This is a genomic window from Terrabacter carboxydivorans, assembly GCF_039532035.1.
GTDB lineage: Bacteria > Actinomycetota > Actinomycetes > Actinomycetales > Dermatophilaceae > Terrabacter > Terrabacter carboxydivorans.
The window spans coordinates 316,471-340,483 of the sequence record NZ_BAAARE010000002.1 but is presented as its reverse complement, the minus strand read 5'-3'; the positions used below and the strand labels follow the sequence as shown (position 1 = coordinate 340,483).

Here is a 24,013-nt window from a genome sequence, read left to right as displayed (position 1 = left end):
CGAGCCGTCGGCTCGCACGACGGGCACTCACGACCGCAGCCCCCGACGTCAGCGCGGGGCGGGCGGCTCGGCGTGGATGCGCCGGCTCAGGCGCGAGTGCGACCGCGGCGCGGGCACCCGCGACCACACGGCCTGCTGCAGCGCCAGCGTCAGCCAGCCGGCGAGCGCCATGCCGACGATGTTGACGACGAGCTGCAGCCCGCTGCCCCGCACCTCGTCCCACGCGCCGAAGGCGAGTCCCAGGGCGACGTTGCCGGCGGCCGGGATGGTCGTCACGGAGATGAAGACACCACTGAGGCCGCCGACCTTGGCCGACGTCAGCGACAGCACTCCGGCCGCCGCGGCGAGGACCGCGACGATGAACGACCACTTGTCGGGCGAGTAGATGAAGCCGGTCGCCGGCCGCTTGCCGGTGATGTCCTCGAGCGTCACCCAGCCGAGGGCGCGACCGACGAGGCCCGCCACGCAGGTCACGGCGATGGCCACGAGGAAGCCGACGACGAGGGCCCGTGCGGCCACGGCGAGCAGGAGCGTCCGGCGGCGCACGAGCGCGACACCGAGGGCGGCGATGGCCCCGAACTCGGGTCCGAGCACCATGGCGCCGATGACGAGGATCTGCGAGTCGAGCACGATGGCGACGCCGGCGATGAGGGTCGCGAGCGCCATGAACGACAGGTAGGTCCAGTTCAGCTCGCTGTCGTCGTAGGAGCGTTGCGCGACCTGGGCCCACACCACGGCGTCGGCGCTGCTGCCGGGGGTCTCCTCCTCGGCCTCGAAGCCGGCGCGTGAGACCCAGGTCGTCACGGGCTCGATCTGCAGCGTGCCGCCGTCGTGGACCCCGAGCTCGCGCAGCCGGTCGACGAGGACGTTCGCGCCCTCGCGCGCCACGTCGGCCTGCACGACGTCGCCGACGGGTCGCACGGCCGCGCCGCGCAGGACCGAGAGCGTGCTGACGGCGGTCGAGTCCGACAGGACCCGGGTGACCTCCTCGGTCAGGTCGCTCGGGATCGTGACCGTGAGTCTCAGCATGTCCGACAGTCTGCCGCGCCACCGGCGCGAGATCCCTTGACGCCACGATCCGCGACCGACAGTGTGACCAACCGTGACACTCCAGGCCGAGTCCTCCTCCCTGCTCCGGTCCCGGCTCGCCGCCGGCACCGCCTTCTTCGTCCAGGGCCTGCTCTTCATCTCGCTGACGACGCGCCTGCCCCAGGTGCAGGCGAAGTGGTCCCTCGACGAGCTCGCCGTCAGCGGGCTGCTGCTCATGGTCGTGCTGCTGGCGGGGGTCGGCTCGGTCGTCGCGGAGGTCGTCGCGGCGCGCTCGTCGAGCGCCGTGGTCGTACGCCTGGGGCTCGTCGTCGCGACCGTGGGCTTCGCGGTGCTGCTCGTCGCTCCCGCCTTCGGCGTCTTCGTCGCGGGTCTCGCGGCCTACGGCCTCGCACTGGGTCTCGTCGACGCGTCGTCGAACATGCAGGCGGTCACCGTCGAGCACCTCTACCGTCGTCCGATCCTGCCGTCCTTCCATGCCTTCTGGACCGCCGGCGGCATCCTCGGCACGGTCGTGACGCTGGCGACGTCGGGCGTCGAGCTCGGGCCGGCCCTGCTGCCGCTCCTCGTGCTCCCCGTCGCCGCCCTCGCCGCGCCCTACGTCCGTCGCGACCGCGTCTCGGAGACCGCGGCGACGGTCGACGTGCCCTGGCGCCGCATCGCCCTGCTCGGCGTCGCGATGGTGCTCTTCTACATGGTCGACACGGCTGCGACGACGTGGGGACCGGTCTACCTCGACGGCACGCTCGACGCCCCGACGGGACTCACGGCCCTCGCGACGCTGCCCTACCTCGTCGCGACGCTGCTGGCCCGCGCCGTCGGTGACCGGCTCGTCGACCGGCACGGCGCCGTGTGGCTGCTGCGGATCAGTGGAGTCGTCGCGGCCCTGTCGCTCGCGGTCATCGTCTTCGCGCCGACGTGGGTCATCGCCGTCGTCGGCTTCACCGTCCTCGGCGGCGCCGTCGCCACCATCGCGCCCCTCAGCTTCTCGGCCGCGGGCGCCATCGCCGGGGGCGAGGACGCTTCGTCGGTCGGCGAGCGCATCGACAAGATCGACCAGGTCGTCGCTCGCTTCAACCAGTTCAACTACGTCGGAGCGCTCCTCGGCGCCGTGCTGACCGGCGCCGTCGGGTCGGACAACCTCCGGCTCGGATTCGCGGTGCCGATGGTCCTGATCCTCGGGATCATCCCGCTCGCCACGCAGTTCGCGATCATCCGCCGACGGGGCGTCCCGGCGGGCTCGAGCTGAGGACACGCGCCAGACTGCTGAGGGCGGGCCCGATCCCCTCGAGGGGGATGCCGCCGATGCCGAACGCGAGGCCGTGACGGGCGGGCTGCTCGAGGTGCCTGACCGACAGCGGCTCGACGAAGACCCCTGCGCCCATCGCCGCCCCGGCCACCGCCACGTCGTCGAGCCGCGGGTCGCGCAGCAGCGTGCACACGTGCAGGCCGGCCGCCGACGGGACGACCTCGAGGTGGTCGCCGAGGCCGCCGCTGCGCGTCAGTCCGGCGAGGAGGGCGTCGCGCCGGGCGCGGTAGACCTTCGTGGCCCGCCGCACGTGGGCGGCGTGGTGCCCCTCGGCGAGGAAGTCGGCGAGCGCCCCCTGGGTCACGGCGTCCCCGTCCCAGACGGTGACCCGCTTCGCCTCGCGCAGGGCCGCGGTCAGGGTGGCCGGCGCGATGGCGTAGCCCACCCGGAGGGCCGGCAGCAGCGACTTGGAGAACGACCCGACGTAGACGACGCGGCCGTCCCGGTCGAGGCTCTGCAGCGGCTCGAGCGGACGGTCGGCGAACCGGAACTCGCTGTCGTAGTCGTCCTCGACGATGACGGCGCCGTGACGGACCGCCCACTCCAGCAGCGCGATCCGCCGGGAGTGCGACATCGCGACCCCGGTGGGGTGCTGGTGCGACGGTGTCACGTAGACGAGCCGCGCCGCCTCCGGCAGCGCCTCGACGACGATCCCCTCTCCGTCGACCGGGACCCCGCGCACGACGGCCCGGTGTGTCGCGAAGAGCCGTGCCGCGGCGGTGTAGCCCGGGTCCTCGAGCGCGACGACGTCACCCGGCTCGACGAGCACCCGCGCGACGAGGTCGAGAGCCTGCTGGGCTCCTGCGGTCGTCACCACGTCGGCGGCTGACGCGACGACCGAACGGGACCGGCCGGCATACCTCGCGATCTCGGCCTCGAGACGGCTCCCACCCGCCGCGCCGCCCGGCCCGTCGTAGGTGCCCACCGACAGGCGGCCACGGCGCAACGTGCCGCTGACGAGGCGGCGCCACGTGGCGAGGGGGAAGAGCGACTCGTCCGGCACCCCCACCGAGAAGTCGTGGACCGCGCCGGCAGGTCCCGGCGCGGCCTCGCCGGACGTCCCCCACAGGGGTGTCGGCGCCACGGCTCCGGGGCGAGCCTGCCGGGAGGAGTCGACCGGCGGGACACACCCGCTCGCGACGAACGTGCCTGCGCCGCGGCGGCTCTCGAGCAGCTCCTCGGCGAGCAGCCGGTCGTAGGCGGCGGTCACCGTGCCACGTGAGACGCCGAGGCTCGCGGCGAGGTCCCGTGACGCCGGCACCCGGTCGCCGCCCGCGAGTCGACCGTCGAGGACGGCCGACCGGACCTGGGCGTAGATCTGGGCGGTGAGGTCGCCGGTGCCGGTCAGGGTGACGTGGAGGTCCACCCGCCCATCCTGGAGTGGCCCAAACGACCTGGCAAGAGGTGGCCCTTCAGACTGGTCCACTCGGACGTCACTCTGGAGCCATGGCGACGACGGCAGCCCCCACGCACACCCACCTCGGCAGGACCGGAGGCTCGCTCACCGTCGCGCAGGGCGCCGCCCTGTCGGTGGGCGCGGTGCTCGGGACCGGCGTCATCACGCTGCCCGCCCTCGCGGCCGACGTCGCCGGACCCGCGTCCCTCGTGGCCTGGGCGGCGCTCGTGCTCCTCTCGGTCCCGCTCGCCAGCACCTTCGCCGCGCTCGGGGCACGCCACCCCGACGGTGGCGGCGTCTCGACGTACGTCCGGCGGGCGTTCGGCGCGCGCGCCGCGGGCGCCGTCGGCTGGTGCTTCTACTTCGCCGTGCCCGTCGGGGCGCCGCCGGCGTCGATGATGGCCGGCGGCTACGTCGCCGACGTCGTCGGGGGCGGCCGCACGACGACCGTCGTCGTCGCCGCGGCCCTCATCCTCGGGACCGGCGCGATGAACCTCGCGGGCCTGCGCTTCTCCGGTCGGGTGCAGCTCGTCCTCGCCACGGTGCTCGCGCTGCTCATGACCGCCACGATGGCGGTGGCGCTGCCGCACTCCAGCACGGCGTCGCTGACCCCCTTCGCGCCCCACGGATGGAGCGCGGTCGGCACCGCGGCAGCCGTGCTCGTCTGGGGCTTCGCCGGCTGGGAGGCCGTCGCCTCCCTCGCCGGGGACTACCGCGACCCAGGCCGGGACGTGCCGCGGGCGACCGGCATCGCGGTGGTCGTCGTCGGCGTCCTCTACCTCGGCCTCGCGGCCACGAGCGTCCTCGTGCTCGGGCCGGCCGCGGGGAGCAGCCAGGCGCCGCTGTCGGACCTCATGGCCATCGCCCGGGGCGAGCAGGCCCGGGTCGTCACGGCGGTCGTGGCGGTCCTGCTCACCGTCGGCGCCATGAACGCCTACTACGCCGGCGGCGCGCGGCTCGGCGCGGCCCTCGCCCGCGACGGCGCCTTGCCGTCGTGGCTGGCCCGGGGTGGGGAGGCCGGTCAGGTGCCGCGCCGCAGCACCCTGCTCATCACGGTCACCTCTCTGCTGTCGCTCGGGTGCGCCGCCGTGCTCGACCTCGGCCTGACGCCGCTCATGCTGCTCGCCACGGGGTGCTTCACGCTCGTCTACGTGCTCGGGACGGCCGCGGCGCTGCGCCTGCTGCCGCGACGGTCGAGGGCCTGGTGGACCGCGGTCGTCGCCTTCGCCTCCGTCGTCGTGCTGCTCCTCGCCAACGGCGTCCACGCCCTCTGGGCGCTGGGACTCGTCGCGCTCTCGCTGGTCTACCAGTCCCGCTCGCGCCGCTAGCTCCGGCGGGTAGCGGCCGCCGGCGGCTCCGCCGGTCGAGCGCTCCCAGCGCTGACCCCTAGACTGCGCCGCCGTGACGACACAGCGCCTGGAGCGCACACCCCTCAAGCGGTGGTTCCTCGACGCCGAGGAGGCCGACCCGGGCGGCTACTACGAGCGCGAGAGCGAGGCCAAGGCGCAGGAGCACGTCCAGCCCTGGTGGCGGGTCATGTGCCTGACCGGCGTCGACTACTTCTCGACCCTCGGCTACCAGCCCGGCATCGCGGCTCTCGCGGCCGGCGCACTGTCGCCGGTCGCCACGCTGGTCCTCGTGCTCGTCACCCTCTTCGGCGCCCTGCCGATGTACCGCCGCGTGGCCGCCGAGAGCCCCCACGGTGACGGCAGCCTCTCGATGCTCGAGCGCCTGCTGTCGTACTGGCCGAGCAAGATCCTCGTGCTGTGCCTCATCGGCTTCGTCGCGACCGGGTTCGTCATCACCATCACCCTGTCGGCGGCCGACGCGAGCGCCCACCTCGTCGAGAACCCCTACCTCAGGACGACCCTGAGCGGGCACAAGGTCGGCGTCACGCTGACCCTCCTCGTGCTCCTCGCGGGCATCTTCCTCAAGGGGTTCAAGGAGGCGATCGGCATCGCCGTCGTCCTCGTCGTCGCCTACCTGGGCCTCAGCTCGGTCGTGCTCGTGCGGGGCATCGTCGAGATCGGCAACCACCCGACCGCGTTCAGCGACTGGATCACGGCGATGACCTCGGCCCACTCGGCGCCGTTCGGGATCATCGGCGCCTCGTTGCTCGTCTTCCCCGCTCTCGCGCTGGGCCTGTCCGGCTTCGAGACGGGCGTCGTCGTCATGCCGCTCGTCAAGGGCGACGCGACCGACACGGCCGAGAAGCCGGAGGGCCGCATCCGCAACGCCCGCAAGCTCCTCACGACGGCCGCCCTCATCATGAGCGTCCTGCTCATCGGGTCCTCGCTCGTGACGACCCTGCTCATCCCGCCGGCGGCGTTCCAGCCCGGCGGCCTGGCCAACGGCCGCGCCCTGGCCTACCTCGCGCACCACCTGCTCGGCGAGGGGTTCGGCACGGTCTACGACATCTCCACGATCGGCATCCTCTGGTTCGCCGGCGCCTCGGCGATGGCCGGCCTGCTCAACATCGTGCCGCGCTACCTCCCGCGCTACGGCATGGCGCCGGACTGGGCGCGCTCGACCCGGCCCCTCGTGCTCGTGCTGTCGTTCATCGCCGCGGTCGTGACGCTGGCCTTCGGCGCCAACGTCGACGAGCAGGCAGGGGCGTATGCCACGGGCGTGCTCGCGCTCATGACCTCCGCCGCGATCGCTGTCTTCCTCACCGAGCTGCGGCGCGGCCACCGCGGCGCGGCCGCCTTCTTCGCGGTGGTCAGCGCGATCTTCGTCTACACGATCACCATCACCGTCGAGCAGCGCCCCGAGGGCCTCGTCATCGCCCTCATCTTCATCGCGCTCATCGTCGTCATCAGCGTGTGGTCCCGCATCGTCCGCTCGACCGAGCTGCGCGTGCAGCGAGTCGTCTACGACGACAGCGCCCGGGCGATCCTCGACGACGCGGCGCTCGGGCCGCAGCCGCTGCGCTTCATCGCCAACAAGATCAACGCCGGCGACAAGGACGAGTACCGCGCCAAGTCGCTCGACGTGCGCATGCACAACCACCTCAACGCCCGACAGGGTGCGATCTTCCTCGAGGTCGAGATCAGCGACGCCAGCGACTTCGCGACGACGGTGCACGTCGGGTCGGCGGTCGTGGGCGGCCACTACATCCTGCGCGCCACGGGGCCCTCGGTGCCGAACGTCCTCGCCGCTGTGCTGCTCGACGTGCGCGACCGGGTCAGCAAGCCGCCGCACATCTACTTCGAGTGGAGCGAGAAGGCGCCGGGGCAGAACGTGCTGCGCTTCCTGCTCGCCGGAGAGGGTGACATCCCGCCGCTGACCCACGAGATCATCCGCCGGGCCGAGCCCGACGCCGACCGGCGTCCGCAGGTGCACGTCGGCGGCTGAGGGCACCCGCCGGGGCCACACGGCATACCTAGGCTCGTTCGGCCCAGCGCGCGGGAGTGGTGCGGTAGACGCGGGACTCCTCGTCGTACCACTTCTCCATGACGCCGAGGTCGTCGAGCCCGAGCCGACGGCACACGGCCTGGGACCGCTCGTTCGTCGTGTGGGTGATGGCGTAGACCTCGGGCAGGCCCGCGTCGAAGCCGTGCTGGATGACGGCGGTCGCGGCCTCGGTCGCGTAGCCGTGGCCCCACGAGTCCGGGTGCAGGTGCCAGCCCACCTCGACCTCGCCGTGCTCGGCGTTCGGCAGCGTCAGCAGGATGACGGAGCCGGCGACGACGCCGGTGCCGCAGACCTCGACCGCCCAGAAGCCGAGCGGTGGGGTCGCGCTGCGCTCCTCGTAGCGCTCGATCCGGGCGTGCGCCTCGTCGAGGTCCTTCATCAGCACCGCCTCGCCGTCGCCGAGCCACTTCACGACCTCGAGGCGGCTCTGGATGTCGAGCAGGCGGTCGGCCTCGTCGTGGCTCCAGGGGCGGACGGTGAGGCGGGCGGTCTCGAGGCGCATGGCGCCACGCTCGCACCCCTCCGGGCGCCCCGTCCACGCGGTTCTCCGGCCCCGGCGCTTGCATTCCGCGCTCCCTGTGCACTGGGTCGCCAGGTGACTCGGCTGACCTCACCACCGGGCTGCGTCACCCGATAACCCAATGCACAGCGCCTCCGGCATCTGTGGCGTGGCGCCCGCTGTCCACAGCCCCCGGTTCCGTGGTCGCGTGGTCCACAGGGTCGCCGCTGCCCTGACGACGGTGGGCACGGACCCGGATGCTCGAACCATGACCGTCCCCATCGGCCACGGGCCCGACGCCTTCGGCAACGCGCTCAGGCACGTGCGCCGCACCTACCTGCTGAGCCAGCGGGCCCTCGCCGACCGTCTCGGCGTCTCACACAGCCGCATCTCCCGACTCGAGGGTGGCCACCACGGCATCACACTCGAGTCCGCGATCTCGCTCTACCGAGCGCTCGGCTACAGCATCGGCCTGCTGCATCTCTTTCCATGCCCGGAGAGCGATGAGGTCAGGCCTCGCTGCCACGACTGGGCGGACGACGGCGCCGTGGGTCACGTCGATGCGGCAATGCGAGCCTTTCCCGCCCACGCGGCCGTGAGGCCCGGTGTCCCGACCTGGTGGGGCGTGCGCCACGGCTGGGGCGCGTCCGACCGGGAAGACCTGTGGTGGTTCCACGACTACCGGTCGCCGCCCGTGCTTGCGGCACGGCAGGATGGCCGCATGTCCGACAGGGATCACGCAGGAGCCGACACGAGCGATGCCGCAGCCGCCGGCACCCCGACGGCCGAGGCCAGCGCGGCCGCGGCGGCCTATGCCGCCGTGCGTCCCGAGGTCGAGGCCGCGACGGCCCTCTTCGTCGAGATGGTCACCGGCCTGCTCGACGACGCCGGCATCAACTACCTCAGCGTGAGCGGCCGCACCAAGTCCGTCGCGTCGTTCGCGGCCAAGGCGGAGCGACGCGATGCGAACGGACTGCTCTACCCCGACCCCCTCGTCGACATCACCGACCAGATCGGCGTGCGCGTCATCACCTACGTGCACGACGACGTCGCCGCCGTGGCCGAGCTGCTGGCCGAGGAGCTCGCCGTCCTCGACGACCGCGACATGGGCCTCGAGACCGCGCGCGCCGGCCGGTTCGGCTACGCCAGCCGCCACCAGCTCGTCTCGGTCGACGCGAGCCGCACCGTGCGGCCCGCGTACGAGTCGCTGCGCCGCCGGAGCGCCTCCGTGCAGATCCGCACGGTGCTCCAGCACGCGTGGGCCGAGTTCGAGCACGACATCCGCTACAAGGGCACCGTGCCCGAGGAGCACGCGCACGAGCTCGACCGCCGCTTCACCCTCGCCGCCGGGCTCATCGAGCTCGCCGACCGCGAGTTCTCGGCCATCCGCGACCGGCTGCAGATGGCCCTGCCCGCCGTGACCCCCGGGCCCGACGTGCAGGACCAGCGGATCAGCGCCCAGGACCTCGCCAAGTTCCTCGCGTCGAAGTACGCCGGCGCCGGGTGGGCCCGCACCGACCACTACACGTGGGTCTCGGGGCTGCTGCTCGAGCTCGGCATCACCTCCGTCGACGCGCTGGCCGAGGTCATCGAGCCCGTCGACGGCGCCGACCTCATCGAGCGGATGGGCTACAAGTACCCGCCCGGCGCCGTCCGGCGGCTCGACGACGCCCTGCTGGCGACCCTCGGCACGCGCTACCTCGACCTCGAGGGCAACGCCCACCGCCGCGCCTCCCTCGAGGCGCGCCTCGGACGCCTCGCCGCGAGCTGACCGGAGAAAGTTCGTCCGTCCTGTCGATTCCGCCGGGGTGAGTTCGTCAGGATGATGTGGCGAGGGTCACCACCTGCGCACTGCGCACCTGTCCGAGAAGGAGCCGGCCATGGCCGACACGTACGCCTACCTGATCCACGAGCGCGACTGGAACTCCGACGCCTACCTCGGCGGCCGGCCCGAGGCGAGCCCCGACGGCCGGGACCCCGGCGCTCCCGGCGCCGCCGGTGCCCCGGACGACATGAACGCCACCTTCCCTGAGCACCAGGCCTTCCAGCGGGCCGTCGCCGACCTCGGCGCCCGCGTCGTCGGGGGCGCCGCGCTGCAGAACAGCCGCCACGGCGGCACCGTGACGCCCGGCGCCAAGGGTCGTCTCGTCGAGGACGCCGTCTACACCGACGGCCCGTTCCCCGACACGTCCGAGGTCATCACCGGCTTCTACCTCGTCGAGACCGACGACGAGGACACCGCGCGCCGCGTGGCCGCCCTGGTCCCGACCGGTGGCCACATCGAGTGGCGCAGGGTCTTCCCGACGGGGATGTGAGTGCCTCTCGGGACGGGTGAGTTCGAGGAGGCGTGGCCGCGCATCGTGCGCGCCCTCGCCTCCTTCACCGGGAGCCTGGACGACGCCGAGGAGTATGCCGCCGAGGCCGTCGCGCGGGCCGCCGCCCACGAGCGGGACGGCGGGCGCCCCATCGAGTCGTATGCCGCCTGGTGCACCTCCGTGGCCAAGCGTGCCTGGCTCGACGACGTCCGGCGCCGCACCGTGGAGCGGCGGCTCACGCCGGAGCTCGCCCGTCCCGAGGTGGGCACCGCGTCCGACCCGTCCGAGCACACCGCCATGGATGCCGACCTGTCCCGCGAAGGCCTCGACGACCGCCTCGCCCTGCTCTTCGTCGCGTGCGACGAGGCCATCTCGCCCGCGTCCCGGATGGTCCTCGCCCTCCGGGTCGTGTGCGGCCTGACCGTCCCCGAGATCGCCGGCCACCTGGGGGTCCAGGAGACGGCTGCGGCGGCGCGCCTCACCCGAGCCAAGCGCGCCCTCGCCGAGGCCCGCGGCGCTTTCCACGTGCCCGACGCGGTGGAGCGCGAACGGCGCCTGCCGGTCGTCATCGCCTGTGTCGCAGGGATGTTCACGGTCGCTCACCGCACCGTGCTCGACCCTGCCGACGCCCTCGCCGACACCGGGCGCCAGGCCCTGTCCATCGCCGACGCGCTCGTGGCCGCACACCCGGACGACACCGAGGTGCGGGGACTGCGCGCCGTCATCCGCCTGGGCCTGGCCCGCCGTCCGGGACGGGTCGACCGGACCGGCACGGGTCTGGCGCTCGACGAGGTCGACCGGTCCCGCTGGGACACGAGGCTGCTCCGCGCCGGGCTCGACGACGCGACGTTCGCCGCAGGCGGCGACGGCCGCTTCGCCATCGAGGCGGCGATCGCCGGGCTGCACTCCAGCGCCGCCACGTTCGAGCGCACCGACTGGGCCCGCATCGCCGAGCTGTACGGGGCGCTCGAGGACCGCTGGCCGTCACCGTCGGTGCGCGTCGCCCGACTCGTCGCCACGGCCCAGTCCCGCCTCGTCGCGGGCCCGGCTGCCCTGGGCGACGTGGAGCGCGAGCTCGCGGCGCTCGAGAGGGACGCTCCGGCATACGCCAGCCGTGATGCGAGCCTCGCCCTCGCCGACCTCGAGTGGCGCACGGGACGGCGGGAGCCGGCGTCGGCGCGCTACCGCGACCTGGCCGAGGTCGTCGCCGTCGAGCCGCTGCGGCGCTTCTGCCTCCGGCGAGCGGGCCTCACTCCCCCGTGACGCCGTCGACGGCCTCGCGCAGGAGGTCGGCGTGGCCGTTGTGGCGGGCGTACTCCTCGATCATGTGCAGCAGGATCCAGCGCAGCGAGAACTGCTGGTCCTCCTTGCGCGACAGGGTGGCCGAGCGGAAGTCGAGCCCGCCGGCGGCGAACGCGGCGTCGATGTCACGGCGCGCCTGGTCGACCGAGACGTCCATGAGCCGGCGCAGCTCCTGCGGGCTGTCGTCACGCGCCGAGGTCATCTCCCAGTCGCGGTCCGCGTCCCAGTCGGCGCTCGCCCACGGCTCGGGCATCGGGCGGCCGTGCAGCACCTCGCCGAACCAGCTCGCCTCGTTCAGGGCCACGTGCTTGAGCAGGGCCCCCAGGGTGAGCGACGAGGGCGCGAGCGGCTGGGCGAGCTGCTCCGCGGTGAGGCCCGCCGTCTTCATCCGCAGCGTGTCTCGGTGGTAGTCGAGGAAGGCGACCAGGGTGGTCGCCTCGTCGGCTGTCAGGGGCGGGTCGGTGCGCGCGGGCTGCGGGGAGGTCGTCATGGCGACCGACGCTAGTGTCCGAGCCTCGAAAACCGCCTGCCGATTTCGCCCGGACGCGAGCACACTGGTCCGGTGCCGTCTTCGAGTCAGTGGATCGCGTTCCTCATCGCGTCGATCCTCTTCATCCAGGTCCCGGGCCCCAGCCTGCTCTTCACCATCGGTCGCGCGCTGACCGTCGGGCGCCACGAGGCACTGCTGTCGGTCGTCGGCAACGCCCTCGGCGTCACGGCGCAGGCGCTCTTCGTCGCAATCGGCCTCGGCGCCGTCGTGGCCGCGAGCATCACCGCCTACACGGTCATCAAGGTCGCGGGCGCCGCCTACGTCATCTGGCTGGGCATCCAGGCGATCCGGCACCGGCGCGAGGCGCGGGAGGCCCTCGAGGCGCAGGTGTCGGCCAAACGCGGTCACGCACTGCGCATCGGCTTCGTCGTCGGGCTGACCAACCCGAAGACGATCCTCTTCTTCGTCGCCTTCCTCCCGCAGTTCACCAACCCCGCCGCCGGGCACGTCGGCGTGCAGATGGCCGTGCTCGGCGCGGTCTTCGGCGCCATGGCGGTCTGCAGCGACAGTGTCTGGGCGCTGCTCGCGGCTCGGGCGCGGGAATGGTTCGCCCGCAAGCCTGCCCGGCTCGACAAGCTCGGAGCCACGGGCGGCGTCATGATGGTCGGTCTCGGCGCGGCGATGCTGGCCCGCGAGTAGTCCCCACTCTCCAGGGAGATCTGTTTGACTGCGAACGTGGCAACCCCTCAGGTCATGTCTCCTGCGGATCGACCCGACGCCCACCAGCGGGTCCGTGACCACGAGCGTGCGCTCGAGCAGGCGAGGACGGCGTATGCCGCCCTGCCGCCCGACCGCCCCGTGCGGCTGGCCAAGCGCACGTCGAACCTCTTCCGCAACCGGACCGCCCACGACTCGCCCGGCCTCGACCTGTCGGCGTTCCGCGGGGTCGTCGAGGTGCGTCCCGGGGTCGACGGCGGCCCGGCGACGGCGCTCGTCGGGGGCCTGACCACCTACGAGCAGCTCGTCGACGAGCTGCTGCCCCACGGCTACGTCCCGCTCGTCGTGCCCCAGCTGCGGACCATCACCATCGGCGGAGCGGTGACCGGGCTCGGCATCGAGGCCTCGTCGTTCCGCAACGGCCTGCCGCACGAGTCGGTGCTGCAGATGCGGATCCTCACCGGTGACGGGCAGGTGGTCACGGCGAGCCCCGACGGTGAGCACGCCGACCTCTTCCGGACCTTCCCCAACTCCTACGGCTCGCTCGGCTACGCGCTCGACCTCGTCATCGAGCTCGAGCCGGCCCGCCCCTATGTCGCCCTGCGGCACGTGCGCTTCGACTCGGTCGCGGCGCTCGCGGACGCCGTAGGCGACGTCATGGCCTCGCACGCCTGGGACGGCGACCGCGTCGACTTCGTCGACGGCGTGGTCTTCGGCCCGACCGAGGCCTACCTCAGCCTCGGGCGCTGGAGCGACCACCTCGAGGGGCAGGCGCGGCCCAGCGACTACACCGGCGAGCACGTCTTCTACCGCTCGATCCAGCAGCGCCGGACCGACGTGCTCACGGCGCACGACTACCTGTGGCGCTGGGACACCGACTGGTTCTGGTGCAGCCGCGCGTTCGGCGCCCAGAACCCGACGGTGCGGCGGCTGTGGCCGAGCCACCTGCTGCGCAGCGACGTCTACTGGAAGATCGTCGCCTTCGAGAACCGGCACCGGGTCATGGGCCGCATCGACCGGCTGCGCGGCCAGCCGGACCGCGAGCGCGTCGTCCAGGACGTGGAGATCCCGCTCGAGCACACCGCCGAGTTCGTCGACTGGTTCCTGCGAGAGGTGCCGATCGAGCCGGTCTGGCTGTGCCCGATCCAGCTGCGCAGCAGCGCACACGCAGGGCGCGACGAGCACCCCACCGACCCCGACACGGCCGACACGGCGCCCTGGCCGCTCTACCCGATGCGTCCCGGCGAGCGCTACGTCAACGTCGGCTTCTGGTCGACGGTCGCCATCGAGCCCGGCGCGCACGACGGCGACGTCAACCGCCGCATCGAGGCCGAGGTGACCCGGCTCGGCGGCCACAAGTCGCTCTACTCCGACGCGTACTACGACGAGGCCACCTTCGCCGCCCTCTACGGCGGCACGGCATACGGCCCCGTCAAGCGCAGGTACGACCCGAGGGGACGATTCCCCACCCTCTACGAGAAGGCGGTGCAGGCTCGATGACATTGACCGTGGGACAGGCATTCGACCGCGTGTTCGGCCCCGAGGCCCCGGTGCGGGTCGTCGCGTGGGACGGCTCCGAGGGCGGCAGCCCGGACGGGCTCGTGCTGCGCCTGACCAACCCCGACGCGCTCAACCACGTGCTCACCGCGCCGGGCGACCTCGGGCTCGCCCGCGCCTACCTGCTCGGTGACCTCGTCATCGACGGCATCGACGAGGCCGACCCCTACGACGTGCTCCGCGTCATCGGTGACGGGCTCACGGCACGTCGACCCACCGGGCACGACGCCGTCGAGCTGGCCCGCTTCCTGGCCCACCACCGCCCGCACCCGCCGGCGCTGCCGCCCGAGGAGACGCCCGGGCAGCTGCGGCGGATGGCCCAGGGGCTGCGCCACGGCAAGGCCCGTGACGCTGCGGCGATCAGCCACCACTACGACGTGTCCAACGCCTTCTACGAGCTGGTGCTCGGCCCGTCGATGACCTACACGTGTGCCTGCTTCCCCACCGACGAGGCCTCGCTCGAGGAGGCCCAGGCCTACAAGTACGACCTCGTCGCCAGGAAGCTCGGGCTCCAGCCCGGCATGCGGCTGCTCGACGTCGGCTGCGGCTGGGGCGGCATGGTGCGCCACGCCGTCAAGCACTACGGCGTCACCGCCCTGGGCGTCACCCTCTCGCGCGAGCAGGCGTCGTGGGCCCAGGCGGCCATCGAGGCCGACGGCATCGGCGACCGCGCCGAGGTGCGGCACGCGGACTACCGCGACGTCACCGAGCGCGGCTTCGACGCCATCAGCTCGATCGGGCTGACCGAGCACATCGGCGTCGGCAACTACCCCGCCTACTTCCGGTTCCTGCGCGAGCGGCTGCGCGACGAGGGCCGCCTGCTCAACCACTGCATCACGCGGCCCGACAACAAGCACGCCGGCCTGCCACCGCGGGGCTTCATCAACCGCTACGTCTTCCCCGACGGCGAGCTGACCGGCAGCGGCGACATCGTGCGCGTCATGGAGGACGAGGGGTTCGAGGTGCGCCACCACGAGAACCTGCGCGAGCACTACGCCCGCACGTGCGCGGCGTGGAACGCCAACCTCGCCAAGCACTGGGACGACTGCGTCGAGCTCGCCGGTCTGGGCACGGCCCGGGTCTGGGGGCTCTACCTCGCGGGGTCGCGACTCGGCTTCGAGCGCAACGAGATCCAGCTCCACCAGGTCCTCGCGTCACGCACCAGCACCGAGGGGGTGTCGGGCTTCGCGCTGCGGCCTCGCTTCGAGCCTGCCGACCACTGACGCGCGCCGCCGGCTCGGGCGCCCGACGGCCGGGTCGTATGCCGTCAGGCGGCGTCAGTCGGCCGCCGCGGCCCGCGCGCGGCCGGTGACCACTGCGAGGCCGACGATGACGACGATGGCCGCCGCCCAGGCGAGGGTGACGACGCCCGTGCCCAGCCCCAGCCCGCCGCGCGCCACGGAGACGCCCATCCAGTCGGCGACGGACGCGCCCAGCGGACGGGTGATGACGTAGGCGGTCCAGAACGCCGCCACGGCGCCGAGACCGAGGCGCAGGTGCGCCACCGCCGGCACGGCGAACGCCACGGCGAAGAGCACGGCCGAGCCGAGGTAGCCCAGGCCCAGCGTCACCGCGGTGAGGTCGCCGGCGGCGGTGCCGAGGGCGAAGGTCGTCAGCACCGTGGCCCAGTAGAAGAGCTCACGCCGGGTCGTGTCGATGCTGTGCACCGAGAGGGTGCCCTCGGTCCGGTGCCACAGCCCCAGCACCAGCGCGAGGGCCACGGCGAACGCGACGGTCGACACGGCATACGGCACCCCGAGGCCGACGTGCGCGACGTCGGCGGCGACGGTGCCGAACACGCTGACCATGGCGACGGTGGTCCAGTAGAGCCACGGCACGTAGCGCCTGACGGAGAGCTGGCCGGCGAGCGCGACGACGAGGGCGACCCCGGAGAGGCACACCGCGATGACCGGGCCGATGGTGTGGGCGAGGTAGTCCGAGGCCGTCTCCCCCATGCCCGTCGTGAGGATCTTGAGCACCCAGAACAGGGCGGTCAGCTCGGGCACGCGAGCCAGGCCACGCGTGGGTCGCGGGATGCGGGTGACGCTCGCGAGGGGCGAGGTCGACCTGTCGGTGGGCTCGGTTGTCGGCTCGATGGTCGGCTCTGTCGTCGGCTCTGGAGCGGTCACGGCGCCGATGGTGCCAAGCGCGCTTGGGCGTTCCCTGAGTCGGCGCTCCGAGCGCGACGCGTCAGGGCCGGGTCACCCCTGTCCGCCGAGGTCGACGTCGTAGGCCTCGTAGACGAGGTCGCCGCCTGCCTGCCGGTGGCGCACGAGTCGCCCCACGAGCACGGTCAGCTCCTCGCGGAAGATCGGCAGGTCGGCCATGGTGCCGCCGTGCTCGAGGACGGCGAGGTAGCCGTGGATGGCGTCGCGCAGGTCACGGTGCTCGCCGAGCAGGCGCTCGACCCGTCCGGAGAGGCGGGGCGCGCTGTGGCGGGCCCGGTCGTAGATGCCGCCGGGGCTCTCGGTCAGCGCGACGTGGTCGTCGAAGTCGTGGGCGAGCTCGGCGAGGGCCGCACGCACCCGCTCACGCCACATGCCGCCGCGGGCGATGGGCGCCTCGAGGGCGAGGTCGACGGCGGCGACGGACTCGCGCAGCTCCGAGCGGTGCCGCCTGACGCGGTCGAGGTGGAGGGCGAGCTGGACCGCACTGTCGACCTCGACGGCATCTGGCTGGACGTTCATGGCGACCTCCGTGCCCTCCATGGTCGCGCCGCCATGCACCCTTCGTCCATACCTCGGGAGCGCCGGGTGGCGACGTCCGTCGCCGATTGGCTCGGATAATACCCCCTGGGGTATTATCCGAGCATGGACCACATCATCATCGGCGGCGTCGCGGGCGGCATGAGCGCAGCCACCCGCCTGCGTCGCCTCGACGAGGACGCCCGCATCACCGTCATCGAGCGCAGCGGCCACGTGTCCTTCGCCAACTGCGGCCTGCCGTATCACGTCGGCGGCGTCATCGAGGATCGCGAGTCCCTCCTCCTGCAGACCCCGGCCTCGCTCGGCCGCCGCTTCGGGCTCGACGTGCGCGTCGGCACCGAGGCCGTGCGCATCGACCGCGAGCGCCGCGTCGTCGTCGTGCGCGAGCTCGCGACCGGCGCCGTGTCCGAGCTGCCCTACGACCAGGTGCTCCTGTCGCCCGGCGCCCGGCCGGTGCGCCCGCCGATCCCCGGCATCGAGCGCGCCCTCTCGCTGCGCGACATCGAGGACACCGACGCCCTCGTGACCGCGAGCGCACCGGCTCGCACGGCCGTCATCATCGGAGGCGGCTTCATCGGGCTCGAGCTCGCCGAGAACCTCACCCGGCGCGGCATCGCCGTGACGGTCGTCGAGGCCGCGGACCAGGTCATGGCGCCGCTCGACCCCGAGATGGTGGCGCCGGTCCAGGACCACCTCCGCGCGAACGGCGTGGCGCTGCGCCTCGGCGCCTCGGTCACCGCCATCGGGCCTGACAGCGTGACGCTCTCGTCCGGTGAGCAGCTGGAGGCCGACCTCGTCGTCGCCGCGGTCGGCGTGCGCCCGGACACCCGGCTCGCCGAGGACGCCGGTCTCGAGACCGGCCGCCTCGGGGGCATCCTCGTAGACAGCCGCTTCCGCACGAGCGACCCGCGCATCCTGGCCGTGGGCGACGCCGTGGAGAAGCGCGACGCCCTCGACGGCGAGCAGGTGCTCGTGCCGCTGGCCAACACCGCGAACCGCCAGGGCCGCATGGCCGCCGACGTCATGGCCGGCCTGTCCGCCCACGACCGGCCCGTGCTCGGCACGGCGATCGTCGGGATCTTCGGCCTGCGGGTCGCGACGACCGGCTGGAACGAGAAGCGGCTCGTCGCGGCGGGCCGTCCGCACCGGGTCGTCCACACGCACCCCTCCTCGCACGCGACGTACTACCCCGGCGCCGAGGAGATGAGCCTCAAGCTGCTCGTCGACCGCGACACCGACGCGATCCTCGGGGCGCAGGGGGTGGGCCGCGAGGGCGTCGACAAGCGCATCGACGTCATCGCCACGGCCATCGCGGGCGGCATCACCGCGAGCGCCCTGGCCGACCTCGAGCTCGCCTACGCACCGCAGTTCGGCTCGGCCAAGGACCCGGTCAACCTGCTCGGCTACGTCGCCGGCAACCTGCGCACGGGTGTCACCCGCTCGCTCCAGTGGCACGAGCTCGACGACGCCCTGGCCGCGGGCGCCGTGCTCGTGGACGTCCGCACCGCCGAGGAGCACGCGGCCGGGGCGATCCCGGGCGCGCTGCTGGTCCCCGTGGACGAGCTGCGCCAGCGGCTCGACGAGATCCCGCCCGGCCCGGTCGTCGTGCACTGTGAGGTCGGCCAGCGCGGGCACACTGCGGCGCAGGTGCTGACGCACGCGGGGCGCGAGGCGCGCAACCTCGACGGCGGCTACCGCACGTGGCACGCCGGCACGTCCGCTCGAAAGCTCGTCCCCGTCGGCTGAGGCGGGCTGCTGAGCCAGGGCTGCTGAGCCGGCCTGCCGGGTGGCGCGGCTCAGGCCAGCGAGAGGAAGAGCTTCTCCATCTGGGCGACGTCCATCGTCTCGCCCTCGGGGTTGGTGATGCACTCGCGCAGCCCCGTGGCGATGACGGCGAAGCCGGCCCGGTCGAGGGCCTTGGAGACGGCGGCGAGCTGGGTGACGATGTCCTTGCAGTCGCGCCCCTCCTCGATCATCTTGACGATGCCGCCGATCTGGCCGCGGGCGCGGTTGAGGCGACGGATGACGGACTGCATCTCGTCGAGGTCGAGCTCCACGGCGTCCTCCTGGGGTCGTTGCCGGAAGTCTCCATGATACCCCCTGCCGTATCACGTGAGCATGACGTGCCGTGCGACGGGCCGGAGGACGGGCCGTATGCCGTCACGCGGGTCGAGCGGCCCGGCTCGGTCCCGCTCAGCCCGAGCGGGGGGCGTACATGATGAGGCCGACCCCGACGAGGCACACGACCGCACCGGCGACGTCCCACCGGTCGGGCCGGAAGCCGTCGACGGCCATCCCCCACAGCAGCGAACCGGCGACGAAGACACCTCCGTAGGCCGCGAGGATGCGCCCGAAGCTCGCGTCGGGCTGCAGGGTCGCCACGAAGCCGTAGAGGCCGAGGGCCACGACGCCCGCGCCGGCCCAGACCCAGCCGCGGTGCTCACGCACCCCCTGCCAGATGAGCCAGGCCCCACCGATCTCGGCGACGGCGGCGAGCACGAAGAGCACGATGGAGCGGGCGACGGTCACGCCCCATCGTCGCACCGGCCGGCATCGCCTCGGGGAGACCGCGCCGACGCCTCAGAGGTCGCCGGCGGCGCGCCGCTCCTCGTCGCTGCGCAGGATGCAGAACTCGTTGCCCTCCGGGTCGGCCATGACGACCCAGCCGCGACCGTCCCCGGTGCGGCAGTCCTGGACCACGGTGGCGCCGAGGCCCGACACGCGCTCGACCTCGTCGTCACGGGGGCGGTCAGTGGGGCGCAGGTCCAGGTGGATCCGGTTGCGCAGCCGCTTGGCGTCCTCGACCTCGATGAAGAGCAGTCGGTGGGACTCGTCGGGAGAGAAGATCATGCACTCCTCGTGGCCCGGCAGGTTCGGGTCGGCCGGGTCCTCGTGGTAGCCGAGGAGGTCGGCCCACCAGACCGACTGGGCGTGGGCGTCGAGGGCGTTGACGGTCGTGTGCGAGAGCTCGAGGGCCATGTGGCCATCCTCCAGAGCACCGGCAGGCTGGGCCAGCGCTTTCCGCCTGCACGGTCGCCGACGCTTGCACCCGTGCGGTCGCCTTGCGACCATCGGGCGATGGCCGACTGGGTCGCTGCGGGCGTGGACGCCATCCCCGGCCACCCGGCGGTCAGGGGGGGTCACCGTCGACCGCGCCCTCGAGCGCGAGGTCCGCGCCGGCATCGCGCGCGTCCTCCCGTCGCACTGACGGGCCTGCTGCCCTCGAGACCCTGCGTCAGCCTGTCAACGATGGTTGACGACGGTCACCGACCGGCATACCGTGTCAACAGGGGTTGACATCGGGAGAGGTGCCGCGATGACCGGGGAGGTCGACGACATGCTGAAGCTGGCTCGGGCCACAGGGGACGACGACCCGCGTGCCGCCCTCGCCGCGGCGCGGGAGCTGCGGCGCACGGCCGACCGCACCGAGGCCGCCGTCGTGCGTCGCGCCCGCGTCCAGGGGTTGGCGTGGGCCGAGATCGCCGAACAGCTCGGGGTCAGCCGGCAGGCCGTGCACAAGAAGTACGGCCGCCGCTGACCCGGGGCCCAGCGGGGCCCTCAGCCTTCGCGACGCAGCACGACCACGGTGTCGAGCGCGACCCGCTCGCCCTCGTCGGTGTCGACGGGACGCTCCCGGATGCCCGACTGCTCCACGGTGACCGGCAGGCCCTCGGCCCGCTCGAGCACCTCCTCGGGGTCGTAGAGCACGGCCCGGTCGCTCGGGCCGCCCCACCCCTCGGCGAGGTTGCGACCGGCGTGGCCGATGACGACGACCCGGCCGCCGGGACGCACCGCCTCGACCGCGGCCCGCAACGCCTGCCGCCACTCCTCCGCCGGGAGCTGGAGGTAGCAGAGCAGCGCCAGGTCGTAGGCGCCCCGGCCACCGGGCGCCTCCTGCGTGGCGTCCGCGACGAGCGCGGTGAGATGGCCCGAGTCGTCGCCCAGCCGGTCGGCGGCCGTCGAGCCCATGCGCTCGACGGCGACCGGCGAGTAGTCCGCGGCGACGACGGTCCAGCCCTGCTCGACCATCCAGATGGCGTTGCGCCCCTCACCGGCCGCGACGTCGATGGCATGGCCCGGAGCGAGCGGGCCGATGATCTCGGCGACGAAGCGGTTCGGCTCGACCGACCACACGAGGTCGCGCGCGGCATACCTCTCGTCCCAGGCGCTCGCGTCCACGGTGGCTCTCCTCGTCTCGGGGTGCTGGCGGACCGTCGGGGAACGGACCGAATCCCATTGTGTCGTGGCAGGTCTCGTGCGTCACGATCTGTCCACGACCGCTCGGACCCCGCGTAGCGTGGATGGCGGAAAGGTAGGCATGATGAACGTCCTCATCGTCCACGAGTCCATGTTCGGCAACACCCGCCAGGTCGCGTCGGCCATCGCCGACGGCATGCGCGAGGGCACGGCGCACGGCGGAGATGTCCGGGTCGTCCACGTCGACGACGCCCCCACCACCATCGCCGACGACGTCGACCTGCTGCTCGTCGGTGGACCCACGCACGGCTTCAGCATGACGCGGCCGCAGACACGGCACGACGCGATCTCGAAGGGGGCCACGGCTGCTCGTGAGGGGGTCCGCGAGTGGATCGACGAGGTGACGCCGCGGCACGGGCTTCCGGTCGTCACGTTCGACACCCGCGTGCACGTCAAGATGCTGCCCGGCTCGGCCGCGAGTTCGGCCGCAAAAGCCTTGCGGCACCGTGGATTCGACGGCGCCGAGCGCGGGGAGACCTTCTGGGTCAAGGACGTTGCCGGCCCCGTCGTCGAGGGGGAGCTCGAGCGCGCCCGGCAGTGGGGCGTGACGCTGGCGACCCGCGTCTCGCACGGCGTCGCCTGACGACCTCAGTCGGCGGAATCGGCCGAGTTGGCCGAGTCCTCCGCATCGGCGCGGCCGAGCGACTCGAGCCACGGCTCGAGGTGTCCGAGCACGTCCTCGGGCGCCTCGAGCTGGGGTGTGTGCCCCATCCCGTCGAGGTATGCCGTGCGCCACGTCGGGTTGAGCCGTGCCGCCCGGCGCGCGGCCGAGATGGGAACCAGCCGGTCCTGAGTGCCGTGGATGAGCAGCACGGGTACGCGAAGGTCGCGCATGATCCGGTCGTACTCCCGGCGGCCGCGCAGCACCCGCAGCAGTGAGCGAGCGGCACCGAGGAACTCGGCCTCGGGGTCGGGCAGGGACCTGCGCCAGGCCGTGAGCTCGATGCCGGCAGCCACGACGTCCTCGTCGGCCCGAGACGGGTCGGCGAAGCACAGCGCGACGGTGCCGAGCACGCGCTGGCGGTCGCTGAAGCGGGTGTTGTAGCGGGTCAGCACCAGCTCGCCGACCCGCGGCACGGCATACAACGCGAAGGTGGCGGCGACCTGCGGGTCGGGGCGGGCGCCGGGGTTGGGCAGGGCCGGGTCGACGAGGGCCAGGCCGACCACCTGCTCGGGGCGGCGGTCGGCGAGCAGCAGGCTCACCATGCCGCCCATGGAGTTGCCGACGAGGACCACGGGCTCGCCGACGACCTCGTGGACGAAGCGGCTGAGCAGTGCGGCGTTGTGGTTGACGCTCGTGTCGCGGCCGAGAGCCGGGGTGAGCCCGAAACCGGGCAGGTCGAGCGCGACGACGCGACGGTGCTCGGCCAGTACCGGCGCGATGCCGACCCAGTTCAGGTGCGACCCACCGAGGCCGTGGACGAGGACGACCGGCGGCTGCGTCGAGCTCTCGGGGCCGCCGAAGTCGACCCAGTGCACGGGACCGTCGAGGTCGACGGTGCGGTCGGTGCCGCCCCACGGGGAGGCGAGGTCGACGGGCTTGGTGGACGGCAGCGACGTCATGGACGCAGGTTACCGCCGGTCACTTGGAGCGTCCGGCGTCTCGTCACGTGACGAGACCGACAGCGATCCTGGAGTCGCCGTCCCCGGGACGGCCGGCTCGGCGGGTCAGCCCCGGGTCCGCAGGCGGTCAGCTGTCCTTCAGCTCCGCCAGCAGCCGCCGGTGCTCGTCGCGATCGGCTTCGAGGCTCACTTCACGCCTGCTCGCGACGCGGATCTGCCGAGGCCGACTGCGCCCGGGCCCGAAGGTGCCGCGCCTGCGCTGCGTTGTCGGTCAGCTGCGCCGCGCGCTCCCACGCGGCCGCGGACTCGGCCCGTCGTCCCATCCGGTCGAGCAGCTCCGCCCGCACCACGTGGAAGGGGGCGTATGCCGTGAGCTCGAGGCCGTCGAGCAGGCGCAGTGCCACGTGGGGACCGTCGAGCTCCGCGACGGCGACGGCCCGGTTGAGCCGGACGACGTCGGTCGGCCGTAGGCGCAGCAGGTGGTCGTAGAGCGCGACGACCTGGGACCAGTCGGTGCCGGCGGCGTCCGTCGCCTCGGTGTGCACGGCGTTGATGGCGGCCTGCAGCTGGTAGGGCCCGGGGGCATTGCGCCGCAAGCACTTCCGGACCAGATCATGCCCCTCCGCCACCAGGTCTGAGTCCCACCGCGACCGGTCCTGGTCCGGGAGCAGCACGAGGTCCCCGACCTCGTCGGTGCGGGCGGGGCGACGGGCCTCGGTGAGCAGCATCAGGGCGAGCAGCCCGAGCGCCTCCGGCTCGTCGGGCATCACCTCGACGAGCTGCCGGGTGAGCCGGATCGCCTCGGCCGCGAGGTCGGGGCGGTCGAGGTCATCGCCGCTGGAGGCCGTGTGGCCCTCGGTGAAGACGAGGTAGAGCACCGCCAGCACGGACGACAGCCGGGCCGGCAGGTCCTCGTCGCGCGGGACCCGGTAGGGGATGCCGGCCGTGCGGATCTTGCTCTTGGCCCGCACGATCCGCTGCGCCATCGTCGCCTCCGGCACGAGGTAGGCGTGGGCGATCTCGGCCGTGGTGAGGCCGCCGAGCAGTCGCAGCGTGAGGGCCACCTGCGCCTCGCGGGAGAGTGCGGGGTGGCAGCAGGTGAAGACCAGCCGCAGGCGTTCGTCCTTCACCGGACCCTCCTCGTCCCGACCGTCGGCAGCGTCGGCCGCGTGCAGCGCGATCGACTCGGCTTGGCGCGCCTCCCGGGTGGACTCGCGACGGAGGCGGTCGATGGCCCGGCGGCGGGCGGTCGTGATGATCCAACCCGCCGGGCTGGGCGGCATACCGTCTCGGGTCCACCGCTCGACGGCCACGGTGAAGGCGTCCTGCACGGCGTCCTCGGCGAGGTCGATGTCGCCGAGCGCCCGGATGAGCACGGACACCGCGCGCCCGTGCTCGGCCCGGAAGACGCGCGCGATGTCCGCACTCGTGACGGTCATCGG

The 24,013-nt window shown here is 73.1% G+C and carries 24 protein-coding genes; 12 read left to right on the top strand and 12 right to left on the bottom strand.

The features are described from left to right. Positions 1 to 48: 48 nt before the first annotated feature. Positions 49 to 1,029 (bottom strand): DUF389 domain-containing protein, encoded by a 981-nt coding sequence (locus ABD297_RS03560; RefSeq protein WP_344253014.1) that lies wholly within the window; start codon positions 1,027 to 1,029, stop codon positions 49 to 51. Between the two features lie 73 nt (positions 1,030 to 1,102). Here ABD297_RS03560 and ABD297_RS03555 point away from each other — a divergent pair, with 73 nt between their 5' ends. Next, positions 1,103 to 2,296 carry an MFS transporter gene (locus tag ABD297_RS03555; protein ID WP_344253012.1) on the top strand — a complete coding sequence of 398 codons (1,194 nt, stop codon included), beginning with the start codon at positions 1,103 to 1,105 and terminating at the stop codon, positions 2,294 to 2,296. Here the strand turns inward: ABD297_RS03555 and pdxR are convergent. Beyond that, complete coding sequence (gene pdxR, locus ABD297_RS03550; RefSeq protein WP_344253010.1) at positions 2,259 to 3,722, bottom strand: MocR-like pyridoxine biosynthesis transcription factor PdxR; 1,464 nt, start codon at positions 3,720 to 3,722, stop codon at positions 2,259 to 2,261. The genes ABD297_RS03555 and pdxR overlap by 38 nt on opposite strands. Before the next feature lie 80 nt (positions 3,723 to 3,802). On the opposite strand from pdxR, the gene ABD297_RS03545 reads away from it, so the two are divergent. Together ABD297_RS03545 and ABD297_RS03540 are read left to right on the top strand one after the other, a co-directional pair. Further along, positions 3,803 to 5,080 carry an amino acid permease gene (locus ABD297_RS03545; RefSeq protein WP_344253008.1) on the top strand — a complete coding sequence of 426 codons (1,278 nt, stop codon included), beginning with the start codon at positions 3,803 to 3,805 and terminating at the stop codon, positions 5,078 to 5,080. Between the two features lie 73 nt (positions 5,081 to 5,153). Continuing rightward, positions 5,154 to 7,106, top strand: a complete 1,953-nt coding sequence (locus ABD297_RS03540; protein ID WP_344253006.1) for an APC family permease — start codon at positions 5,154 to 5,156, stop codon at positions 7,104 to 7,106. 28 nt (positions 7,107 to 7,134) lie between these two features. On the opposite strand, the gene ABD297_RS03535 is transcribed toward ABD297_RS03540, so the two are convergent. Next, entirely contained in the window at positions 7,135 to 7,668 is a 534-nt protein-coding gene (locus ABD297_RS03535) for a GNAT family N-acetyltransferase (protein ID WP_344253004.1), read from the bottom strand. Positions 7,669 to 7,933: 265 nt separating this feature from the next. On the opposite strand from ABD297_RS03535, the gene ABD297_RS03530 reads away from it, so the two are divergent. The 3 genes from ABD297_RS03530 to ABD297_RS03520 all read left to right on the top strand — a co-directional run bounded on the left by ABD297_RS03530 (position 7,934) and on the right by ABD297_RS03520 (position 11,243). After that, positions 7,934 to 9,436, top strand: coding sequence for a helix-turn-helix domain-containing protein (locus tag ABD297_RS03530; RefSeq protein WP_344253002.1), 1,503 nt, complete (start codon positions 7,934 to 7,936; stop codon positions 9,434 to 9,436). Between the two features lie 109 nt (positions 9,437 to 9,545). Beyond that, a complete protein-coding gene (locus ABD297_RS03525; RefSeq protein WP_344252999.1) occupies positions 9,546 to 9,980 on the top strand; it encodes a YciI family protein in 435 nt (144 codons plus the stop codon). Continuing rightward, positions 9,981 to 11,243 carry a DUF6596 domain-containing protein gene (locus tag ABD297_RS03520; RefSeq protein ID WP_344252997.1) on the top strand — a complete coding sequence of 421 codons (1,263 nt, stop codon included), beginning with the start codon at positions 9,981 to 9,983 and terminating at the stop codon, positions 11,241 to 11,243. Here the strand turns inward: ABD297_RS03520 and ABD297_RS03515 are convergent. Beyond that, positions 11,230 to 11,772: a DinB family protein gene (locus ABD297_RS03515; RefSeq protein ID WP_344252995.1), complete on the bottom strand. Its 543-nt coding sequence runs from the start codon at positions 11,770 to 11,772 to the stop codon at positions 11,230 to 11,232. The two genes, ABD297_RS03520 and ABD297_RS03515, sit on opposite strands and share 14 nt — an antisense overlap. 72 nt (positions 11,773 to 11,844) lie before the next feature. Between ABD297_RS03515 and ABD297_RS03510 the strand changes: the two genes are divergently transcribed. Genes ABD297_RS03510 through ABD297_RS03500 form a run of 3 tightly spaced genes read left to right on the top strand, consistent with a single transcriptional unit; the run spans position 11,845 to position 15,269 of the window. Next, positions 11,845 to 12,471, top strand: coding sequence for a LysE family translocator (locus tag ABD297_RS03510; protein WP_344252994.1), 627 nt, complete (start codon positions 11,845 to 11,847; stop codon positions 12,469 to 12,471). Positions 12,472 to 12,507: 36 nt separating this feature from the next. Further along, a complete protein-coding gene (locus ABD297_RS03505; RefSeq protein WP_344252992.1) occupies positions 12,508 to 13,989 on the top strand; it encodes an FAD-binding oxidoreductase in 1,482 nt (493 codons plus the stop codon). Between the two features lie 8 nt (positions 13,990 to 13,997). Then, positions 13,998 to 15,269, top strand: a complete 1,272-nt coding sequence (locus ABD297_RS03500) for a class I SAM-dependent methyltransferase (protein ID WP_344252990.1) — start codon at positions 13,998 to 14,000, stop codon at positions 15,267 to 15,269. 54 nt (positions 15,270 to 15,323) lie between these two features. Here the strand turns inward: ABD297_RS03500 and ABD297_RS03495 are convergent, their stop codons facing one another. Together ABD297_RS03495 and ABD297_RS03490 are read right to left on the bottom strand one after the other, a co-directional pair. Continuing rightward, positions 15,324 to 16,175 carry a COG4705 family protein gene (locus ABD297_RS03495; protein WP_344252989.1) on the bottom strand — a complete coding sequence of 284 codons (852 nt, stop codon included), beginning with the start codon at positions 16,173 to 16,175 and terminating at the stop codon, positions 15,324 to 15,326. A 72-nt stretch (positions 16,176 to 16,247) separates the two neighbouring features. After that, positions 16,248 to 16,733, bottom strand: coding sequence for a hemerythrin domain-containing protein (locus ABD297_RS03490; protein ID WP_344252987.1), 486 nt, complete (start codon positions 16,731 to 16,733; stop codon positions 16,248 to 16,250). 123 nt (positions 16,734 to 16,856) lie between these two features. Here ABD297_RS03490 and ABD297_RS03485 point away from each other — a divergent pair, with 123 nt between their 5' ends. Then, entirely contained in the window at positions 16,857 to 18,497 is a 1,641-nt protein-coding gene (locus ABD297_RS03485) for an FAD-dependent oxidoreductase (RefSeq protein WP_344252985.1), read from the top strand. A gap of 50 nt (positions 18,498 to 18,547) precedes the next feature. Here ABD297_RS03485 and ABD297_RS03480 read toward each other — a convergent pair whose 3' ends face one another. From ABD297_RS03480 to ABD297_RS03470, 3 genes are all read right to left on the bottom strand, one after another. Continuing rightward, the gene (locus ABD297_RS03480; protein ID WP_030201220.1) at positions 18,548 to 18,808 is read right to left on the bottom strand and encodes a metal-sensitive transcriptional regulator; all 261 of its coding nucleotides are present in this window, start codon (positions 18,806 to 18,808) and stop codon (positions 18,548 to 18,550) included. Between the two features lie 136 nt (positions 18,809 to 18,944). After that, positions 18,945 to 19,280: a YnfA family protein gene (locus tag ABD297_RS03475; RefSeq protein ID WP_344252984.1), complete on the bottom strand. Its 336-nt coding sequence runs from the start codon at positions 19,278 to 19,280 to the stop codon at positions 18,945 to 18,947. Positions 19,281 to 19,331: 51 nt separating this feature from the next. Further along, complete coding sequence (locus ABD297_RS03470; RefSeq protein ID WP_344252983.1) at positions 19,332 to 19,730, bottom strand: VOC family protein; 399 nt, start codon at positions 19,728 to 19,730, stop codon at positions 19,332 to 19,334. Between the two features lie 337 nt (positions 19,731 to 20,067). On the opposite strand from ABD297_RS03470, the gene ABD297_RS03465 reads away from it, so the two are divergent. Continuing rightward, positions 20,068 to 20,289: a sigma factor-like helix-turn-helix DNA-binding protein gene (locus ABD297_RS03465; protein ID WP_344252981.1), complete on the top strand. Its 222-nt coding sequence runs from the start codon at positions 20,068 to 20,070 to the stop codon at positions 20,287 to 20,289. A gap of 20 nt (positions 20,290 to 20,309) precedes the next feature. Here ABD297_RS03465 and ABD297_RS03460 read toward each other — a convergent pair whose 3' ends face one another. Next, on the bottom strand, positions 20,310 to 20,930 hold the full coding sequence (locus ABD297_RS03460) for a class I SAM-dependent methyltransferase (protein WP_344252979.1): 621 nt from the start codon (positions 20,928 to 20,930) through the stop codon (positions 20,310 to 20,312). A 142-nt stretch (positions 20,931 to 21,072) separates the two neighbouring features. Between ABD297_RS03460 and ABD297_RS03455 the strand changes: the two genes are divergently transcribed. Then, positions 21,073 to 21,591 carry a flavodoxin family protein gene (locus tag ABD297_RS03455; protein ID WP_344252977.1) on the top strand — a complete coding sequence of 173 codons (519 nt, stop codon included), beginning with the start codon at positions 21,073 to 21,075 and terminating at the stop codon, positions 21,589 to 21,591. A 5-nt stretch (positions 21,592 to 21,596) separates the two neighbouring features. Here the strand turns inward: ABD297_RS03455 and ABD297_RS03450 are convergent, their stop codons facing one another. After that, on the bottom strand, positions 21,597 to 22,571 hold the full coding sequence (locus tag ABD297_RS03450; RefSeq protein ID WP_344252975.1) for an alpha/beta fold hydrolase: 975 nt from the start codon (positions 22,569 to 22,571) through the stop codon (positions 21,597 to 21,599). 191 nt (positions 22,572 to 22,762) lie between these two features. Continuing rightward, positions 22,763 to 24,010: an RNA polymerase sigma factor gene (locus ABD297_RS03445; protein WP_344252973.1), complete on the bottom strand. Its 1,248-nt coding sequence runs from the start codon at positions 24,008 to 24,010 to the stop codon at positions 22,763 to 22,765. Positions 24,011 to 24,013: the final 3 nt, after the last annotated feature.

What these genes read in the sequence shown, in the direction of transcription:
- ABD297_RS03560 (WP_344253014.1), bottom strand. Translation starts at nt 1,029, where the DNA reads ATGCTGAGACTCACGGTCACGATCCCGAGCGACCTGACCGAGGAGGTC.
- ABD297_RS03535 (WP_344253004.1), bottom strand. Translation starts at nt 7,668, where the DNA reads ATGCGCCTCGAGACCGCCCGCCTCACCGTCCGCCCCTGGAGCCACGAC.
- ABD297_RS03515 (WP_344252995.1), bottom strand. Translation starts at nt 11,772, where the DNA reads ATGACGACCTCCCCGCAGCCCGCGCGCACCGACCCGCCCCTGACAGCC.
- ABD297_RS03455 (WP_344252977.1), top strand. Translation starts at nt 21,073, where the DNA reads ATGAACGTCCTCATCGTCCACGAGTCCATGTTCGGCAACACCCGCCAG.
- ABD297_RS03545 (WP_344253008.1), top strand. Translation starts at nt 3,803, where the DNA reads ATGGCGACGACGGCAGCCCCCACGCACACCCACCTCGGCAGGACCGGA.
- ABD297_RS03465 (WP_344252981.1), top strand. Translation starts at nt 20,068, where the DNA reads ATGACCGGGGAGGTCGACGACATGCTGAAGCTGGCTCGGGCCACAGGG.
- ABD297_RS03445 (WP_344252973.1), bottom strand. Translation starts at nt 24,010, where the DNA reads ATGACCGTCACGAGTGCGGACATCGCGCGCGTCTTCCGGGCCGAGCAC.
- ABD297_RS03470 (WP_344252983.1), bottom strand. Translation starts at nt 19,730, where the DNA reads ATGGCCCTCGAGCTCTCGCACACGACCGTCAACGCCCTCGACGCCCAC.
- ABD297_RS03485 (WP_344252985.1), top strand. Translation starts at nt 16,857, where the DNA reads ATGGACCACATCATCATCGGCGGCGTCGCGGGCGGCATGAGCGCAGCC.
- ABD297_RS03450 (WP_344252975.1), bottom strand. Translation starts at nt 22,571, where the DNA reads ATGACGTCGCTGCCGTCCACCAAGCCCGTCGACCTCGCCTCCCCGTGG.
- ABD297_RS03530 (WP_344253002.1), top strand. Translation starts at nt 7,934, where the DNA reads ATGACCGTCCCCATCGGCCACGGGCCCGACGCCTTCGGCAACGCGCTC.
- ABD297_RS03490 (WP_344252987.1), bottom strand. Translation starts at nt 16,733, where the DNA reads ATGAACGTCCAGCCAGATGCCGTCGAGGTCGACAGTGCGGTCCAGCTC.
- ABD297_RS03525 (WP_344252999.1), top strand. Translation starts at nt 9,546, where the DNA reads ATGGCCGACACGTACGCCTACCTGATCCACGAGCGCGACTGGAACTCC.